Raw genomic sequence first — 18,188 nt, 5'->3', positions numbered from 1 at the left:
GTGAAAAAATTGTTAAAAACTTTATATGAGGTTTCAGGTTCATATTCAAATAAAATAACAAGGATGCTTATTTTTGATGTATTTAAGGGACTATCTGAAGGAGTTTCCTTAGTTGCAATTTTATTTTGTTTGAGCAAAATTTGCGAAAATATATTTGCAGACCAAAGTGTTTTAATGAAGGATGTATACACAGTATTTATAATTGCGGCTATAAGTTTACTAGGAAAAATCACATTTGGATATTTAGCTGACAAAAACAAATATATTGCATCTTATAGTTTAGGTGCAGAAAATAGATTATATATTGGAGATCGACTTAAAAATGTAAACATGGGATATTTTAGCACAAATTCTTTAGGAAATATAGCGGGCGCCCTGTCAACTGTTGTGGGTGAACTTGAAACAGTTGGGGTTTTTATTATTGAACAAATGCTTGTTGGTACAATACAAACATTGATTATGGTAATTTTTATGCTACCCTATGATTTTGTAACAGCTGTTATTATATTATTGACTTTGATTGTTGGAATTGTAGTAAACTTATTAACGCAAAAAAGCACAGATCAACTGACAGAAAGGTTATTGGGACTTAAATTGGATTTAAGTGAAAAAATGCTTGAATATGTGAAGGGAATAGGAATAACTAAGGCATTTGGAAAAGATCAAAATACAGTTAAGGAATTAAACGAAAGTATTACAGAGAGCCGCAAGGGATTTCTTGATGTAGAAAAAATTTTGGTTCCAACGCAGTTTTTATTCTTGATAGTATTTAAACTTGGTATTTGCCTAATAATTATTAGTTCTATCATAAGATATTTCTCAGGAAATATTGAAGCTACTAAAGCAATCATATTGATTGTTATGAGCTTTGTTGTATTTTCAGGATTTGAGTTAGCTGGAAGTATGCAAAGTATTAAGGGAGTTGCCGTACAAAATCTTAACACTGTAATTAGTCTAAGAAATTTGCCAGTAATTAAAGAAGGAGAAATGAAAGAAGTAGATAAAGCAGAAATATCAATTAAAAACATTTCATTTTCTTATGACAAAGAAAATCTTTTTAACAATTTAAGTATGATTGTTCCAGAAGGGAAAACTACAGCTCTTGTTGGATTTTCAGGAAGTGGTAAAACAACACTTTGTAATTTAATGGCAAGATTTTGGGATGTAGATTCTGGTGAAGTAATAGTTGGAGATACAAATATTAAGAATTACAAGTACGATGAACTTTTATCCAACTTCAGCTTTGTGTTTCAAGACGTGTATCTTTTTGATGATACCATAAGAAATAATATTAAATTTGGTAATCCGAAAGCTACAGATGAAGAAATGATAAATATTGCAAAGAAAGCACAGTGCCATGATTTCATTATGAAATTACCACAAGGTTATGATACTGTTTTGCAAGAAGGAGGTTCAAACCTATCAGGAGGTGAGCGTCAGAGAATATCTATTGCGAGAGCTATGTTAAAGCCAAGTAAATTTGTAATTCTTGATGAGGCAACTTCAAGCGTAGATCCAGAAAATGAAAAACAATTATTGATCGCTTTAAAAAATTTATTAAAGGGAAAAACTGTTATTATAATCGCTCACAAGCTTTCTACTGTAAAAAACGCGGATCAGATAATAGTTTTAAAAGACGGTGTTATAGAACAGATTGGATCACATATTGAGCTTATATCAAGGAAAGGTATATATAGGGATTTTATTGAGATTAGAAAACAATCTGAAGAATGGAAGATTTAAATTTGAGTAATAGATCAATCTTAATTTTGGACGAGCCTATAAGTGGTCTTGATTTTAAGAATATGAAAGAATTCTCTAATGAAATGATGAGGCTTAAAGAGGACGGAAAAACTATTTTTATTATTACACATGATCCGGAATTAGTAGAATGCTGTTGTGATTATTTTATGTTTATGGAGAATGGAAAAGTCAAATGGCATGGTGGAAATAGTGATGAAAATTTAAAACGAATAGAAAAGTTTTTCTATCAAATATAAGAATATAAGGAGGAAATAAATGAGAGATAGACAAGATAAATTGTTAAAAGAAAAACCTTTTAAACTAATGTTAGAACTATCCATCCCAGCTATAATTGGCATGGTTGTCATAGGTTTGTATCCACTGATGGATGGAATATTTGCGGGTCAAATTCTTGGTCAGCAGGTCATGACAGCAGTTGGTATTGCTATGCCCCTTACTTACATCAACTCTGGAATTTCTACCCTAATCGGTGTGGGGTCGGCATCGATATTGTCTAGGGCCATGGGAAGAAAAGATCAAGAGACCATAGACAAGATAATGAGCAACTTGCTCTTCTGGGTAATCATATTTTCTGCAATAGTCACTGTCTTAGGTATTACTTTTACAGACCAACTCCTATCAATAATGGGAGCCACACAAGATATTCATGCCTTGGCTGTAAGATATATGAAGGTTATTTTTATAGGATCATTTTTTGTCAACTTTACTCAAGCCTCTAATATGGTCATTAGAGGAGAAGGATTAATGAAAGATGCGATGATTATTATGGGAACAGGTGCCTTGATAAATATTATCTTAGATCCAATCCTTATGATGACAATGGGTGATAAAGGGATAGAAGGAGCAGCAATAGCTACTGTTACAGCTCAAATTATTCAAGCCATCATGACAATATTCTACTTTAAAAAGAAAAGTAAGATTGTAAAAATAAGAGGAGTAAAGGCGGATAAAACAATTTACAAAGAAATGTTTGCAGTAGGTGTATCGGCTATGTTAATGCAAGTTTTATCTATATTACAACAGACTCTTCTTTATAATGCTGCTTTTACTCATGGCGGAGAAAGTGCAGGCTCAATTATGGCTGCATCTCTTCGAGTTTTTTCCTTCTCCTTTATTCCTTTATGGGGTATGAGTCAAGGTCTACAACCTGCTGTTGGAGCAAACTTTGGCGCAAAAAAATATGATAGAGTAAAAGATATTTTTAAAGTTTTTTCTTCAAGTTCAGCATTTTTAGCAACTCTATTTTGGATTCCATCTTTAACATTTACTGGAAAACTTTTAGGTCTGTTTGGATTGGAAGGACAAACATTAATTCAAGGAGTTCCCAGCTTTAGAATTTTTTATAGTGTTTATATTACCTATGGCATTATGATTATGTGCATCACTTTCTTTCAAGCCGTAGGAGATGGAAAATCTGCAGGACTTTTAGTTATGTTGAGACAGGTCATTTTATTTGTACCAGCCATATTAATACTACCAAGAGTAGCTGGATTAACAGGTGTTTGGTTAGCAGAACCTATTGTAGATTTTATAGTATTTTTAATTGGAGTATTAAAGTATAGAAAGGCAGTTAAAGGATTTAAACAGGCATAGAAGCTTTGAAATTAATTAATTAAGAAAAAACAATATTCAAAGGTATTGAATAGAAAAAAATTAGATTAGCAACGGATTTAACTAAAAGAATGGAGGTAAAAGATGCAAAAAAATATAATTAAAATAAAGGCACTTTTTTTCTTCAGTTTATTCTGTTTGCAAACTATATAATTTAGTTGAAAAATTAAATATTATTAATAATATCAGAAAGGGTTTCTTTCATTTTAGAGGACTTCTCATGCCTAAGTGTAGGAGTCCTCCTTTTTTGTCTAGAAAACAAAAATAAAAAATAATGGGGGAACTTAAATGTCAAAAGAATATTACCTCTATGTCGGTGGACAAAAAATAAAAGTAAGCGAGCAGATATATAAAGTCTACTGGCAAGAAAGAGAACACGCAAAATATTTAGAGCGAGTGGACAAGAAAAACCACTTGCTCTTTTTTTCTTCTCTGAATCATGATGGAAACTTTGAAGATAATATAGAAGATAAGAACGTTGATGTAGAAAAAATTGTAGCTACACAAATGATGATTGAAACATTAAAAAATGCTATATCAAAGTTAAATGATGAAGAGCGGGAAATAATAGAAAGACTATATTTCAATGATGAAACACTTCGTGAAGTAGCAAAGACTAAAAATATTTCACATCCAGCTTTAATTAAAAGGCGAGATAAAATTTTAGAAAAACTAAAGAAATTTATAGAAGAACTATAAATTCTGGTTACCAAAGAGGGCAAATTTTCCTTTATAAAGTGAAGGGGAATTTTGTCCTCTTTTATATAAAAAAATTAATAGAAATTTGAACCTTGACAACTGAATAGACCAAGACAGGACATTAACCATTTGTGGAGCTTTATAATTTCTTCGCCATGACATTTCTGCTGATAAGGATTTCGGTTTAAATAAATACTCTAGTTAAAAGAAGGATAAAAGAAAACGAGCGACAAAAAGAATTTATATATTCAGCCTAGGAAACTGATGCATTGAAGCAAATGGGGATAATGATACTTCTACAGTTGTTGCCGGCTCATCTTGAAAAGGGGCGGTGGTGAAATTCCAATGTCGTGACCTACACGCCTGTTAATGTCAAAAAACTTAAAAATATTGAAGATAAGGAGAAGATATTATGTGTGATGAACATAATATAGATATAGAAATGGAAACAGATGAAAAAGATAAGCAGACAATAAATCAAATTGATGGTTGGAATATAGTAGTTAAATTTAATGAAAATGGATTTAACTTGGAAAACTTAGTAGAAGAATACATCAAAGAAAAAATTTCTGTCTATTAGGGGCTGACAAAAAATATAAGGAGCGTTATAATGTACTTGTGGAAGCCAAACCTTGGTTCGATTTATTGTATATAAATTGAATTTAAGGAGGCTTTTTTATGTTTAAAAACAATGCAAATAAAGAAAATATAGCAGTTATGTATTTGAGACTTTCAAAAGAAGATGGAGAAAAAATAGAAAGTAACTCTATATCAAATCAAAGAGAGATTATAAATTCATATGCAAAGAGAAATAAATTTGTAATTGTAAAAGAGTATGTTGATGACGGATATTCAGGAGCAAATTTTGATAGACCAGATTTCAAACAGATGATTGATGATGCTTACAATAAAAAATTTCATACAATCATCGTAAAGGATCTCTCAAGATTTGGAAGAGATTATATAGAAGCAGGAAAGTTTATACAAAGAATATTTCCTGAAAATGGGATAAGATTTATATCTATAAACGACAACTACGATAGTAAAAGTGCAGATATAAACGATACACACCTTATACTTCCTATAAAAAATTTCATCAATGACAGTTATTGCCGAGATATTTCCAATAAGGTAAAGAGTTCTCAGAAGATAAAAAGAGAAAAAGGTGATTTCATCAGTGCATTTGCACCCTATGGATATAAAAAATCAGAAGAGAACAAAAATAAGTTAGTGGTTGATGAACAGGCTGCTCCTAACATCAAAAACATATTTGATATGAAGCTGTTGGGATATTCCTCAAAGGCAATCGCAGATGAATTAAATCGTTTAGGAGTTTTGACTCCAAGAAAATATAAAGAAAGTCAAGGATTTAAATGCAATGGATTTCAAAATATAAAAGGTGGAAATTGGTCAGCAAAGACAGTAAATAGAATTATAGAAAATGAAGTATATATTGGTAATACATTGCAGGGAAAGAGTATTACATTAAACTATAAAAATAAAAAGCAAATAGAAAAAGACAAAGAAGAATGGATAAGAGTAGAAGATACACACGAAGCAATCATAAGTAAGGAAATTTTTGCTATTGCAAATACAATGGTAAAAAGAGATATAAACAACTTTCGTGGAAAAGATAAAATTGATATTTTTACAGGAATGTTGTTTTGCAAGGATTGCGGAAGTTCTTTGATTAGAAGAACTGTAAAGTATAAAGAAAGAGAAAAAGTATTCTATATATGTTCAAAATATAACAAAGAAAAAGCTTGTTCAAGACACAGCATAAAGGAAGAAACTCTGATAAAAGCAGTGTCTAAAATAATTAAATCATATATAGAATTTAATGAAAATCTATATTCAAAAGTTCAGCTTATAGACATAGATAAAAACTTAAAAGACAATCAAATCCCTATATTAAAAAGAGAAAAGGATATGACTGAAGAACTTTTGTCTTCACTTTATATTGATTTAAAAGAAGATGTTATTAGCAAAGAAGAATATCAACTTTTTAAGAAAAATTATATGGAAAAACTCACTAAGCTAGATGAAAGTATCGAGTATAGATTAAAAAGGCAAGAAGATACGAAGTATAAGATAGATAAAAATAAGAGTTGGATTATTGATATTAATAGATATAAAAATCTATCAGAAATAGACAGGTTATCTGTTGTAATGCTTATTGATAAAATTTTCATTTCTGAAGATAAGACGATAGACGTTAGATTTAACCATGCTGAAGAGCTTTCTTTACTTGAAGATATGACAAAAACAGAGAATATTGAGCTGAAAAATAATATTTTAGCAAAGAAGAATACTATCAAAAATAAAGGTCAAAAAATTATAACTACCGGCAAAAATAAAAGCATTGTGAGTTCTGAAAGTGAGGTATGTTATGGCTAGAACAAAAAATAGACATAAATCACAATCAGAAATATGTGCATTAGATACAAAAACAATAGAAAAGACATATATTGCCGGTATTTATACAAGATTGTCACAAGAAAGAAAAGAAGAATATAGAGATAAAAGTAATTCACTTGAAATGCAGGAAGAACTTTGCATAAAAGAGGCAAGTGAAAAAGGCATAAAAATTTTTAGAACGTACAAAGATTATGAATATTCCGGGACGAATTTTAAAAGACCCGACTTTCTTGAAATGATGGAAGATATAAGAATAGGGAGAATAAACTGTATCATAGTCAAAGATATGTCTAGATTTGGAAGAGAATATTTAGAGATTTCAAACTATATAGAAAAAGTGTTTCCCTTCTTAGGAGTTCGATTTATTTCCGTAAATGATAAGCTTGATACCAAAGATGGTATAAAATCAGATAAAAGTTATGAAATAGCGATAAAAAATATCTTTAACGATTTATATGCCAAAGATATTTCAAAGAAAGTAAAAGCTTCAAAAGAAATAAAGATGAAACAAGGAACATTTATAGGTGCAATTGCTCCGTATGGTTATAAGGTTGATAAAATTGATGGAAAAAGAGTTCTGGTGATAGATGAAAAGGTAGCAGGTGTGGTAAGACTTATCTTTTATATGGCAAGTCAAGGAAAATCTAATATGCAAATAGCAAGAGAATTGACTAAAACATATACGACACCTGATGAATATAAAAGAACTGGTAAGATTTTTAAAGATAAGAAAGATACAAAACAATGGAATAGTTCCTATATATCAAGAATTCTATCTCATGAAACATATATCGGTAATTTAATCCAAAGGATAAATGCAAACAGGAATAATCCAATGAGAAAAAGCAAGTTTCGTGATAAAGAGGAGTGGATTATAAGAGAAAATACCCATGAAGCTTTGATAGATAAAGATGTATTTGAAAGAGTACGAAAAATTAAAGAAACAAATCAAGGCACATTGCCATATCATTCGCTAAAAAATATCATAAAAGATGGGAAAGAAAATGTTGGAGTAAAAATTCAAAGAGATCATAAAAAAGAAGGAAAGTATGACGACCTCATACAGTGCAGTGTTTGTGGTAGAAATTTAAAAAAACAATATGGACCACGAGGACTGAAATATCATGATGAGATTTGCTATTGCTATTATTGTAAAGGTGGCGACAGATTAAACTTAGAAAAATCTCATGTCAGAATATATGAAACGGACCTCGACAAAATTTTAGTAGATACCTTAAAAAGACTGTTTTCAAGCTTTTATAAAAATGATAAAAGATTACAACTAAAAATATATTTAGAAAATATAAGTACTGAAAAGATAAATCAAGTTTCTCTAAAAACAGATGTAAACAATAAAAAGATTGCTTCTCTTAGGATCAATCTACAAGAACAATATGAAAACTATGTTAAAGGAGAGGTTCTTTTAAGTGATTTTAAAATAGAAAGTAAAAAAATAAATAATCAAATAAAAACCTTAAAAAATGAGTTAAAAGTTTTTGATGAAAGAACAAGAAATATAAAAAAGAAAAAAAGAGAAATTATGGAATTTATAGATGCACTATTTGGCTGCTTAGATGCTAAAAGCATAGAAGTTGATAAAGAATTGGTTGATACATTAATTAGCCATATAGAAATATCAGCTTATAAGCAGGTTAGCATATATTTTAAGTTTAAACTTGATAAAGATGTGGGAAAGCAGTTGGAGGTAGAGCATGAATAAGATAGCTATTTATCTCAGACTTTCACAAGAAGATTATGAGAAAGCGGATGAAAGTACAAGCATAGTAAATCAAAGAGATTATATAAAAAGCTACATTGAAAATGAAAGATCTTTAAAAAGTTGTGAAATAGAAGAATATGTAGATGATGGATATTCTGCTACTAATACAAACAGACCTTCATTTTTAAGGCTTATTGAGGATATAAAGAGTGGTAAAGTAGGAACTATAATTGTAAAAGATATGTCTAGGTTTTCAAGAGATTATATTTTGCTTGGGGATTACTTAAGCAATATATTACCATTTCTAAAAATTCGATTTATTGCTATTAATGACAACTATGATTCTTTAAAAGAACAAGGCAATGGCTTAGATACAGATACACAGTTTAAGACATTGTATTATGATTTATTCAGTAAGGAATTATCTGAGAAGGTAAGAAGTTCTATTAAGCAAATCAAATCGCAGGGGAAAAATATAAATTGGGCAGCACCCTTTGGCTATATTAAAGATCCTAAAGATAAACATAATATTATCATTGATGAAAAAACAGCTTTTATAGTTAAAGAAGCTTTTGATTTATTGCTAAAAGGATATTCATGTATTCAAGTGGCTAATATATTTAATGAAAAAGGTTATATTACACGCTCTGAACGAAAAGAAGAACTTAAGCTTTCAGATTATTCGAAAAATTTTATTACTGGAAGTGAAGTAAAGAAAAGAGTTTGGACAAATGCAGCTATCTCACAGATTACAAATAACGAGCTATATACAGGTGATTATGTATATAATAAATTCAAAGAAACAAAAATAGGTGGAAGAAAAAGAATTTTACTTCCTGAAAAGGAGTGGAGAATACTTCCTAATACTCATGAGGCAATTGTATCAAGAGAAGTCTTTGATGAGGTAAAGAAAATAAAAGCAAAAAGAAGTTTTGGAGATTATACCGGAAATAGAAATCGTTCCATTTTTTCTGATAAGATTTTTTGTAAAGAATGCGGTAGGAGCATGTGTTTTAGATGTGATAGTAGACAAAAGAAAAACGTAGAAAAAGAATATAAGTATAGAAATTACTATTGTCATTTTTGCAAAGATTGTAGGACACCGAACAATATTAAAGAGAGAAGTATTATAGAACTTATTAAGCCTAAATTAAAAGAATTTAAGGCTCAAATCACAGTTGAAAAAGAAATGAATTTAGATTATAAGAATGAAAAAGAAGATATTCTCAACGAAATAGCCATATTAAATAGCAAATTACAAATCATCTATGAAAAATACAAGCTGACAAATATTTCAAAAGAGGACTATTTAAAGGAAAAAACTATTATTCAAGATAAAAAGACAATGCTTAGAAATAGACTTACTGAGTTTGAAGTTAATATAGTTGATTCAAAGAATGAAATGGATATTACTCTCATAGATGAGGAAGAGTTGTTAAAGGCTTATGTGAGAAGTTCACTTAAAAAAATAATTGCATCAAGAAGTGGAGAGATAGAGATTGTAGAAATATTATAGTATTACATTAAAGATAACTAATAATCTCGCCAATTTTAATTTTAATACGCCAAAACCAGAATAATGGCGAAATTATTCTCGCCATTATTGATTTTTCACAGCCAAATATGTTATAATGGCTATGAAAAGGAGAAACAATTTTGAGACAATTTAATTATTTAAAGCTTATGGATTTATCTTTACCTGTTAACATATACCATACTATTGCAAAAATCCATGAATATAAGGGAAAGCAGGAACTTTATGTAGAAAACTATCCTGATGTTTTAGAGAAGATGACAGATATTGCTAAAATACAAAGTACAAAGTCTTCCAATGCTATTGAGGGAATTTATACTAATGAATCAAGATTAAGGGAACTGATGAATAAAAAAACAGAACCTAAAAACAGAAATGAAGAAGAAATTGCAGGATATAGACATGTGCTTGACATAATTCATGAAAATTATGAATATATAGAATTTAACAAAAACGACATTTTAACACTTCACAATCAGTTGTATTCTTATTCCTATGTAAGTAACAAAGGAAAATTTAAGACTATGGATAACAGCATTGTAGAAGTAGACGCCTTTGGAAATAAAAAAGTACGATTTCAACCGATGAGCAGTTTTGAAACAGAAATTTATTTTGATAAAATGGTGGATGCTTATAATGAAGCAGTTAAGGCAAATATCCCGCCACTAATTCTAATACCTGTACTTATACATGATTTCTTATGTATTCATCCATTTGATGATGGAAATGGAAGGATTAGTAGAATACTGACACTTCTTTTGCTTTATAAGTTTGGATATTTTGTCGGAAGATACATTAGTATAGAAATGCTCATTGAAGAAAGTAAAGATTCATATTATGAAGAATTAAATAGGTCTAGTGAGAATTGGCATACAGGAGAAAATGATGAACTTCCATTCATTAAGTATATGCTGGGAGTTTTCTTAAAAGCTTATAAAGAATGTGATGATAGATTTAAGCTAATTGGAAAAGAAAAATTAACTTCGCCTGAAAGAGTATTTTCAGTTATTAAAAAATCATTAGAGCCACTTTCTAAAAGAGATATTATGATTCTATGCCCGGATATATCACAAAGGACAATAGAACGAGCATTAAAAGAATTACAGGACTTGGGAAAAATAAGACAAGTAGGAAGTGGTCGTTCAACAAAATATATTAAAATTTAAGCACTTTTTCCATAACAAATACTTGACATTGTAGGGTAAGACTACATTTTGTAATCTAATAGCGAGATTTTGGGATATAAATTCTGGTGAAATTTTAATAGGTGGAAAAAATATAAAAGACTATAAGATAGAAAACCTTATGAATTCAATTTCCATGGTATTTCAAGACGTCTATCTCTTTGAAGATACAATTGAAAATAATATAAAATTTGGAAGACAAAATGCAAGCCATGAAGAAGTAGTTCAAGCTGCAAAAAAAGCAAGATGTCATGAATTTATAGAAAATCTCCCAGATGGATATAATACTATTATCGGAGAAGGTGGAGCAAGTCTTTCAGGTGGAGAAAAACAAAGAATTTCCATTGCAAGAGCAATGCTAAAAGACGCAGATATAATTATCTTTGATGAAGCAACTGCAAATATAGACCCAGAAAATGAAGATAAGCTTAAAGAAGCAATAGAATCATTAACAAAAAATAAGACAGTAATAATGATTGCTCATAGGTTAAAGACAATTAGAAATGCTGACCAGATTTTAGTCTTAAAAGATGGAGAAATAGTAGAACGTGGAAATCACGAAGAACTGATTAAAAATAATGGACTTTATTCTGACCTTATAAATGCAAAAGCTAAGGCAGAATCATGGAAATTAAATAATTGATAGGAAGAAAGATTTAAAGTCTTTGAATAGGAAAATTTAGATTAGAGGATTTATGCCTAGTAGCATAAGTCCTCTTTCTATTTAAAAAGAAATCTAAACAATATTTGAACTTTAACAATCGAATATATCAAGACAAGGCGTTATCAGTATTTAGGTTGATACACAAAATTATTTACACTTCTAGAGAAATCTAAGGGAGTAACGAAAAGTTACACCCTTAAATAACCACAATAACAAGACTTCCTAAAAGCAGAAGTCCAGACTTCCGAAAATCAGGAAATCAAGAATTTCGATTTTCGAAAATATGGAAAAATACAAGGTAGATAGGATATAAAATTGAATAAATGTAAAATTTATGGTAAAATGATATTAATAATAGTTATCAACTGGAGATAAAAATGTTAAAAAAATTTTTTGAAAATGTAAAAAATCCTAAAAATAATTTTGGCGGTCGTTTCATGGTGAAAGGAATGAACGTTGGTCACGAAAAATTGGCGAAATGGGGCAGATCCTTTCTGCATATTAAAAGCTCGGATGTGGTTTTAGATCTAGGGTGCGGTGGTGGACGTAATGTTCAATACTTCTTAACAAAGGCTAAAAAAGTATATGGAATGGACTATTCTAAAACAAGTGTAGATATCGCAAGTTCAGTAAATAGCGAATCTATAAGAGATGGCAGGTGCAAAATTATTGAAGCAGATGTGGCTAAGTTACCTTTTGAAGATGAATCCATAAATATAGTAACTGCCTTTGAAACTATTTATTTTTGGAATAATATAGAAGTACCCTTTAAGGAAATCCATCGTGTTCTAATTAAGGACGGTCAGTTTCTAATATGTAACGAAGGAGCATATAGAGATCATAAAAATATAAAGAAATGGGCGGATATGCTAGATTTTGAAGTTTATTCTCCCGAATATCTCACAGAAACATTGAATAAGATAGGATTTAAATGCGAATACCATCTGGACGAGAAAAAGCATCTAGCTTTTTTAGCTAGGAAATTATAAAAAATTTGTGAATAATGAAAAATAAATTATAAAGAGAAGTAGAGAAAAAGTCTACTTCTTTTTTATTGCAAGGATGATTAGAATTGCAATAAATAAAAGATATTATTGGATAGAATTAAAAGAAGAATTTTTCACAGACAAAAGGATAAAAAGATTAAGGAGAATATCGAGAGGAGGAACTGATATAATAATATAAATAAAAAATACGTAAACATGAATTTTTCAAACAAAATAAGGAATGGTAAATATGAAGATTAATTATAACGGACTTTGGAAAGTACTTATTGATCAAAATATGAATAAAAAGGAATTGATGGATAAGGTAGGGCTATCACCAGCAACTGTTGCAAAAATGTCAAAAGTAGGAGAATTTAATGATATTATAACAAAAGTATTATCGACAGCTATAGTACCATTTTTACCATTTTTTATATTTGATAACTTTTCAAAGATGGCTTTTACAGGATCAGGATTTGCAGTACTTTCCATATTTTGGAAAATATTCTTATGTGTAATAGCACTTCATTTAGTATATATTTCAATACTCTTTATAATAAATGGTGTATACACAAAGAAAAACCCTATTACACTTATGAAAAACCAAGTGAAAGGATATTTAACAGCAGTTGGAACTCAATCATCAGTTGCAACAATTCCTGTAAACTTAGAATGTGTTAAGCAAAATAGTGTAACTAAAGGAATAAGAGACTTTGTAATACCCTTAGGAGCAACAGTACATATGCCAGGCTCCATGATTACAATTACAGCTTGTACATTTACAATTCTTGTAATGTATGGAATGGATCATTCTTACCTACTAATGCTAAAATATATGGCGATTTTGGGAATTGCAATGGTTGCAGCACCAGATGCACCAGGTGGAGCGGTAATGAGTGCCCTACCATTTTTACCTGTAGTAGGTATTCCATCTGAAGGAGAACTTGCATCACTTTTAATAACACTTTACTTGACACAAGACTCATTTGGAACAGCAGCAAATATATCAGGAGATACAGCAATCTCAGTTGGTATAGATAAGATATTAAAGGAAATTTTATAGAAAATTTAGCACCAATTTTTGAATCAAGAATTTTTATTTCTCCTCCGTGTATTTTAATAGTTTTATAAATAAGGGAAAGACCAAGACCTGATCCCTTTTCTTTTTGATTTTCCTTATTTATCCTATAAAAGGGAATGAAGACTTTATCTCTTTCATTATTTTCTATACCTATACCTGAGTCTTCTATAAAAATTTTAATACTTTCTTTTTTTATCTTAGAATAAATTTTAATATAGCCATCTTTTTTATTATATTTCATGGCATTTTCTATAATATTATAAAATACCCTATATATTAGGATGTCATTTCCTAGAATATAAGACTCATCACATTTATTTTCTATGCTTATATTTTTCTTATCTGAAAGGTATGCTAAGTCCTGGTTTACCTCTTCTATAAGTGATGATATTTCTATTTTTTCATCTCTTTTTATTGAATTAAGTTCGCTTATATCTAGAAGATTTGTTACAAGTTTTTTTAGTCTATCACTTTCATTTTTAATCATGTGAATTAAATCTTTAACCTCATCATCATTCATATACATCTCATCATATAAGTCTATTTGAGAATTTATTATTGCAAGTGGAGTTTTAAGCTCGTGAGCTGCTCCTCTTGTAAATTCTTTTTCGGCCTTATAAGATTCATCAAGTCTTTTAAGCATTCTATTAAATGAATTTTTAATCTTTTCAAATTCTTTTATTTCTTCATCTCTTATTTGGTATTCTTTAATATTTTTCAACTCAATCTTTTCAATTTTTTGAGAAAAATCATCCAAGGGCTTAAGTGATTTTCCACTTATAATATAGGATAAGATTCCACCACTTAAGCTTATTATAAGAGTTATAAATGCAGATTTTTTTGAAAAATTTATCTTTATATTAACTACTTGGTTTGAAAATGTACTGAAAAAATCATCAATCTTATCCTCATCTATCTTTATATAAATTTTCTCATCACTTTCTACATCAGCAATATATCCATTTAAGGAGTCCATGTAGTAATAGGCTGTTTTATTAAGAAAAAAGTTCATAGCTATGCAGCTTATACCAACAAGGAGGGCTGTCATTATGGCAATTCTTAATCTTAAGGAAATTTTTTCATTTTCTTTTCCTTAAAAGATATCCTACGCCTATCCTATTTTCTATAGGATCATAGGATAGTTATTTTTTTAGTTTTCTTCTAAGGGCTGATATGTGAACTCTTATAGAATTTGATAGCATATCTATACTGGAATCCCACACATGTTCAATTAACTCTTCCTGACTTATAGGTCGACCTTCATTTATAAGTAAGTATTCTAAGATTCCTGTCTCTTTTCTGGTTAAGATAATAGATGAATTATTAATTTTTGTAAGTCTTGTTTTTGTATCCAAAGTTATTCCGTCAAAAGAAAGTAGGCTATTATTTTGAATAAATCTTCTTCTTGTTAATGACCTTATTCTTGCCTTAAGCTCATCTAGGTGAAATGGCTTTTCTAAAAAGTCATTGGCTCAATAATCAAGACCTTCAACCTTATCTTCGATTTGGCTACGAGTGGATAAAATGATTATTTTTATTTCATCATCATTTTTTCTTATAGTCTTTAATACATCCATTCCATCTATAAATGGTAGATTTAGGTCGAGTACAATTAAATCATAATTTTCAACTAAGAACAAATCTAAGGCCTTTTTTCCGTCATAGGCTGATTCAACCACATAACCTGATTCTTTTAGGCTTGTATTTATAGTCTTATTTAAAATCACTTCATCTTCAACTATCAAAATTTTCATAAGATTCACCTTTATAATAATTATAACAAAAGTCAGTAAATTTTTGCTTAATATTATTTCTTAACATAAATTTTATATGGATTTTTGTAAGATAAATCTATAAGAAAAAAGGAGTGATTATTATAAAAAAGAAAAAATATGTACAAGTTTTTAGTCTTGTTCTCGCTTTAGTATTTATAATTTATGGTGCATATCGTGGTGAAGTTGATACTGTATTTTCTAAAGCTATAAACTTGTGTTTGGAGTGTGTTGGAATTGGATAAGTTAAAATCAAAAATAATATCAAAGTATAGGTTTCTTATACAAATTTTGGCAAGTCTACTTACTAATTTTCATCTTACAAACTTCATAAAAGGAAAAATTTATAGGGGGAATTTTAAAAGAATTTGTGTACCAGGACTTAATTGTTATTCTTGCCCTGCTGCTAGTGGGGCTTGTCCTATAGGTGCTTATCAGGCAGTGGTTGGATCAAGTAAATTTAAATTTTCATATTATATAAGTGGATTTTTGATACTAATTGGAGTTTTATTTGGAAGACTAATTTGTGGATTTTTGTGTCCGTTTGGGCTTTTTCAAGAATTACTACATAAAATCCCTACTAAGAAAATTTCTACTAAAAAACTAAAACTACTTAAGTATTTAAAGTATATAATTCTTGCTGTTTTTGTAGTGATTTTACCTATTACTATAAATAATGACCTAGGGATGGGTAATCCATATTTTTGTAAATATATTTGTCCTCAAGGTGTTCTTGAAGGTGCTATTCCTTTATCTATTGTTGATACATCTATAAGGGCAGCACTTGGACCTTTATTTAATATGAAGCTTACTATCCTTATAATTTTTATAATACTAAGTATATTATTTTTTAGACCATTTTGTAAGTGGATATGTCCTTTAGGAGCCTTTTATGCTTTATTTAACAAAATTTCTCTATTTAAGATAATTTTAGATAAAAAAAAGTGTATATCTTGTAACAAGTGTGTTAAGTCATGTAAAATGGATGTAAACGTAAGGAAAAGTCAAAATCATTCTGAATGTATAAGATGTGGTATGTGTATTAGTTCTTGTCCAACTGATGCAATTAAATTTAATTTTGGACTAGAAAGAGGAAATAAAAATGATAATAAAAAATGAGAAGAAAATTAAAAAAATAGTTAAAGCATTAGCAATTACTTTAAGTCTATCTTTGGTATTAGGAGCATGTGGACATAAAAATAATGATACAGATAATAAAAATGTAGTTAAAACAGAAGAAAAAGACTCATCATCAAATACAGACGATAAAATTATAGAACTTACTAGTAAGGAAAATGACATTATTGCAAATAACAAGAATCTTTGGAATAAGGTTTTTGAAAAAGCTGATAAGAATGATACGGAAAAAAGTAAGGAGATGCCTTATGATGAATATCTAAAGAGTCTTGTTGAAAAATCAAAAGATAAGCTTAGTGAAGAAGATATGAAAAAAATAGATAATGATCTGGCACAAATAAAAGATATTGAAAGCAAACTTTCAAAATTAAAAAAAGATACTGAGAAGTCTCAAAGTTCAAATGAAGAAAGCGATGATTTACAAAAATTTCCAGCTTTTAATGCAAAAACTTTAAATGGGGAAGATATATCTAATGATATTTTTAAAGATAAGAAAGTAACTTTAGTAAATTTCTGGTTTAATGGTTGTTCACCTTGTGTAAGAGAGCTTCCAGAACTTCAAAAGCTAAATGACGAGATTGATAAAAAAGGAGGTCAAGTTATAGGTATAAATACAGAAGCAATTGATGGGAATAATACGGCTATTAAAGAAGCTAAGGATATATTAGATAAACAAGGAATAAAGTATAAAAATATATCACTTGATCCATCTAGTGATCTTGGAGAATATGCAGGAAAAATTATGTCTTATCCTACATCTATTCTTGTAGATAAGGATGGAAACATAGTTGGAGAGCCTATAGTAGGTGGAATTGATAATGAAAAAATTATGGAAAGTGTAAAAGATGGAATTGACAAAATACTTAGTAAATCTAAGTAAATAAAAAATATCGTATTTATAAAATTTTTTCATTGCTTACTTAAGTAAGTTTGTGAAAAAATGTGATTAACTTAATATTCCACCTCATATATAGGTGGAGTATTGAGCTTAACTTCAAGTGACTAAAAATCAAAATATAAAAATGAAATATAAATTTTAGTAATAGAGGTATCATATTATGTTTATATTGTAGATAAAAAGAAAATAAAAAACCACTCTTAAGAAATAGTTGGTAAATACTGTGGTTGATATAATATTTTACAGTTTAATTCTGTAAGTATATGAATTATGTATTATAGAGGCTTGTGCAAACTACCAGATAAGCTGGGAATATCTTATTTGAGACTGTGTAATATTTTGTGTACAGAAACCTCCTGATTAAGGTAAAGAAAAACTAATCAGGAGGAATTTTTATGCCAAGAAAAAAACCAGAAACAAAGTTAAACAAAATATCTAAGATGTTAATTAAAGAATATCAGACTCAAAGTGCACAAGATATTTAAGAAGCACTAAAGGCGATACAATACAAGAGCTTTTAAAAGCAGAATTAGATAAGCATTTAGACTATGAATATGGTGAAAAACCACTTTCCATAAATACAAGAAATGGAGCAAGTAAAAAAACAGTTAGATCATCTTACGGAAACATAGAATTAAACATACCAAGAGATAGAGAAGGAACACTTGAACCACAATCATTAAAAAAATACGAAAAAGACATATCAAACATAGAAAATCA

The 18,188-nt window shown here is 29.1% G+C and carries 15 protein-coding genes and 4 pseudogenes; 17 read left to right on the top strand and 2 right to left on the bottom strand.

Annotated elements, in window-relative coordinates:
• From FYJ26_RS09295 to FYJ26_RS09240, 13 genes and pseudogenes are all read left to right on the top strand, one after another.
• On the top strand, positions 1-1,743 hold the full coding sequence (locus tag FYJ26_RS09295) for an ABC transporter ATP-binding protein (RefSeq protein WP_326831255.1): 1,743 nt from the start codon (positions 1-3) through the stop codon (positions 1,741-1,743).
• A gap of 2 nt (positions 1,744-1,745) precedes the next feature.
• Positions 1,746-2,000 (top strand): AAA family ATPase, encoded by a 255-nt coding sequence (locus FYJ26_RS09290; protein WP_229771245.1) that lies wholly within the window; start codon positions 1,746-1,748, stop codon positions 1,998-2,000.
• Positions 2,001-2,019: 19 nt separating this feature from the next.
• Positions 2,020-3,357, top strand: a complete 1,338-nt coding sequence (locus FYJ26_RS09285) for an MATE family efflux transporter (protein ID WP_154541777.1) — start codon at positions 2,020-2,022, stop codon at positions 3,355-3,357.
• 306 nt (positions 3,358-3,663) lie between these two features.
• Complete coding sequence (locus FYJ26_RS09280) at positions 3,664-4,074, top strand: RNA polymerase sigma factor (protein ID WP_154541775.1); 411 nt, start codon at positions 3,664-3,666, stop codon at positions 4,072-4,074.
• Positions 4,075-4,486: 412 nt separating this feature from the next.
• Positions 4,487-4,654: an aminoacyl-tRNA hydrolase gene (locus FYJ26_RS09275; protein ID WP_154541774.1), complete on the top strand. Its 168-nt coding sequence runs from the start codon at positions 4,487-4,489 to the stop codon at positions 4,652-4,654.
• 98 nt (positions 4,655-4,752) lie between these two features.
• Positions 4,753-6,471, top strand: a complete 1,719-nt coding sequence (locus FYJ26_RS09270) for a recombinase family protein (RefSeq protein WP_154541772.1) — start codon at positions 4,753-4,755, stop codon at positions 6,469-6,471.
• Positions 6,464-8,212 carry a recombinase family protein gene (locus FYJ26_RS09265; RefSeq protein WP_154541770.1) on the top strand — a complete coding sequence of 583 codons (1,749 nt, stop codon included), beginning with the start codon at positions 6,464-6,466 and terminating at the stop codon, positions 8,210-8,212. Before FYJ26_RS09270 ends, FYJ26_RS09265 begins: the two co-directional genes overlap by 8 nt.
• Positions 8,205-9,728 carry a recombinase family protein gene (locus FYJ26_RS09260; protein WP_154541768.1) on the top strand — a complete coding sequence of 508 codons (1,524 nt, stop codon included), beginning with the start codon at positions 8,205-8,207 and terminating at the stop codon, positions 9,726-9,728. The genes FYJ26_RS09265 and FYJ26_RS09260 overlap by 8 nt, the downstream gene beginning before the upstream one ends.
• A gap of 140 nt (positions 9,729-9,868) precedes the next feature.
• Positions 9,869-10,912 (top strand): Fic family protein, encoded by a 1,044-nt coding sequence (locus FYJ26_RS09255; RefSeq protein ID WP_154541766.1) that lies wholly within the window; start codon positions 9,869-9,871, stop codon positions 10,910-10,912.
• Between the two features lie 34 nt (positions 10,913-10,946).
• Positions 10,947-11,573: pseudogene (locus FYJ26_RS09250) on the top strand (ABC transporter ATP-binding protein); the annotation flags it as partial.
• A 398-nt stretch (positions 11,574-11,971) separates the two neighbouring features.
• Positions 11,972-12,583 (top strand): class I SAM-dependent methyltransferase, encoded by a 612-nt coding sequence (locus tag FYJ26_RS09245; RefSeq protein ID WP_154541764.1) that lies wholly within the window; start codon positions 11,972-11,974, stop codon positions 12,581-12,583.
• 82 nt (positions 12,584-12,665) lie between these two features.
• Positions 12,666-12,776: pseudogene (locus FYJ26_RS11270) on the top strand (phage replisome organizer N-terminal domain-containing protein); the annotation flags it as partial.
• A 45-nt stretch (positions 12,777-12,821) separates the two neighbouring features.
• Entirely contained in the window at positions 12,822-13,643 is an 822-nt protein-coding gene (locus FYJ26_RS09240) for a cation:dicarboxylate symporter family transporter (protein ID WP_326831254.1), read from the top strand.
• Between the two features lie 43 nt (positions 13,644-13,686).
• Here the strand turns inward: FYJ26_RS09240 and FYJ26_RS11150 are convergent.
• Together FYJ26_RS11150 and FYJ26_RS09230 are read right to left on the bottom strand one after the other, a co-directional pair.
• A pseudogene (locus tag FYJ26_RS11150) lies at positions 13,687-14,304 on the bottom strand (sensor histidine kinase); the annotation flags it as partial.
• A gap of 436 nt (positions 14,305-14,740) precedes the next feature.
• Positions 14,741-15,415 (bottom strand): annotated as a pseudogene (locus FYJ26_RS09230) (response regulator transcription factor).
• A 116-nt stretch (positions 15,416-15,531) separates the two neighbouring features.
• Between FYJ26_RS09230 and FYJ26_RS09225 the strand changes: the two are divergent.
• The 4 genes from FYJ26_RS09225 to FYJ26_RS11145 form a co-directional block, all read left to right on the top strand.
• Positions 15,532-15,678, top strand: coding sequence for a CD1871A family CXXC motif-containing protein (locus tag FYJ26_RS09225; protein ID WP_320595417.1), 147 nt, complete (start codon positions 15,532-15,534; stop codon positions 15,676-15,678).
• Entirely contained in the window at positions 15,665-16,552 is an 888-nt protein-coding gene (locus FYJ26_RS09220) for a 4Fe-4S binding protein (RefSeq protein ID WP_229771244.1), read from the top strand. The genes FYJ26_RS09225 and FYJ26_RS09220 overlap by 14 nt, the downstream gene beginning before the upstream one ends.
• Positions 16,536-17,450 (top strand): TlpA family protein disulfide reductase, encoded by a 915-nt coding sequence (locus FYJ26_RS09215; RefSeq protein WP_154541758.1) that lies wholly within the window; start codon positions 16,536-16,538, stop codon positions 17,448-17,450. The genes FYJ26_RS09220 and FYJ26_RS09215 overlap by 17 nt, the downstream gene beginning before the upstream one ends.
• A gap of 472 nt (positions 17,451-17,922) precedes the next feature.
• Positions 17,923-18,188: transposase (locus FYJ26_RS11145; RefSeq protein WP_326831256.1), on the top strand; the 266-nt coding region annotated here is incomplete at its 3' end.

The organism is Anaerococcus porci (genome assembly GCF_009696575.1).
Classification (GTDB): domain Bacteria; phylum Bacillota; class Clostridia; order Tissierellales; family Peptoniphilaceae; genus Anaerococcus; species Anaerococcus porci.
This window is presented reverse-complemented; position numbering and strand designations above follow the sequence as displayed.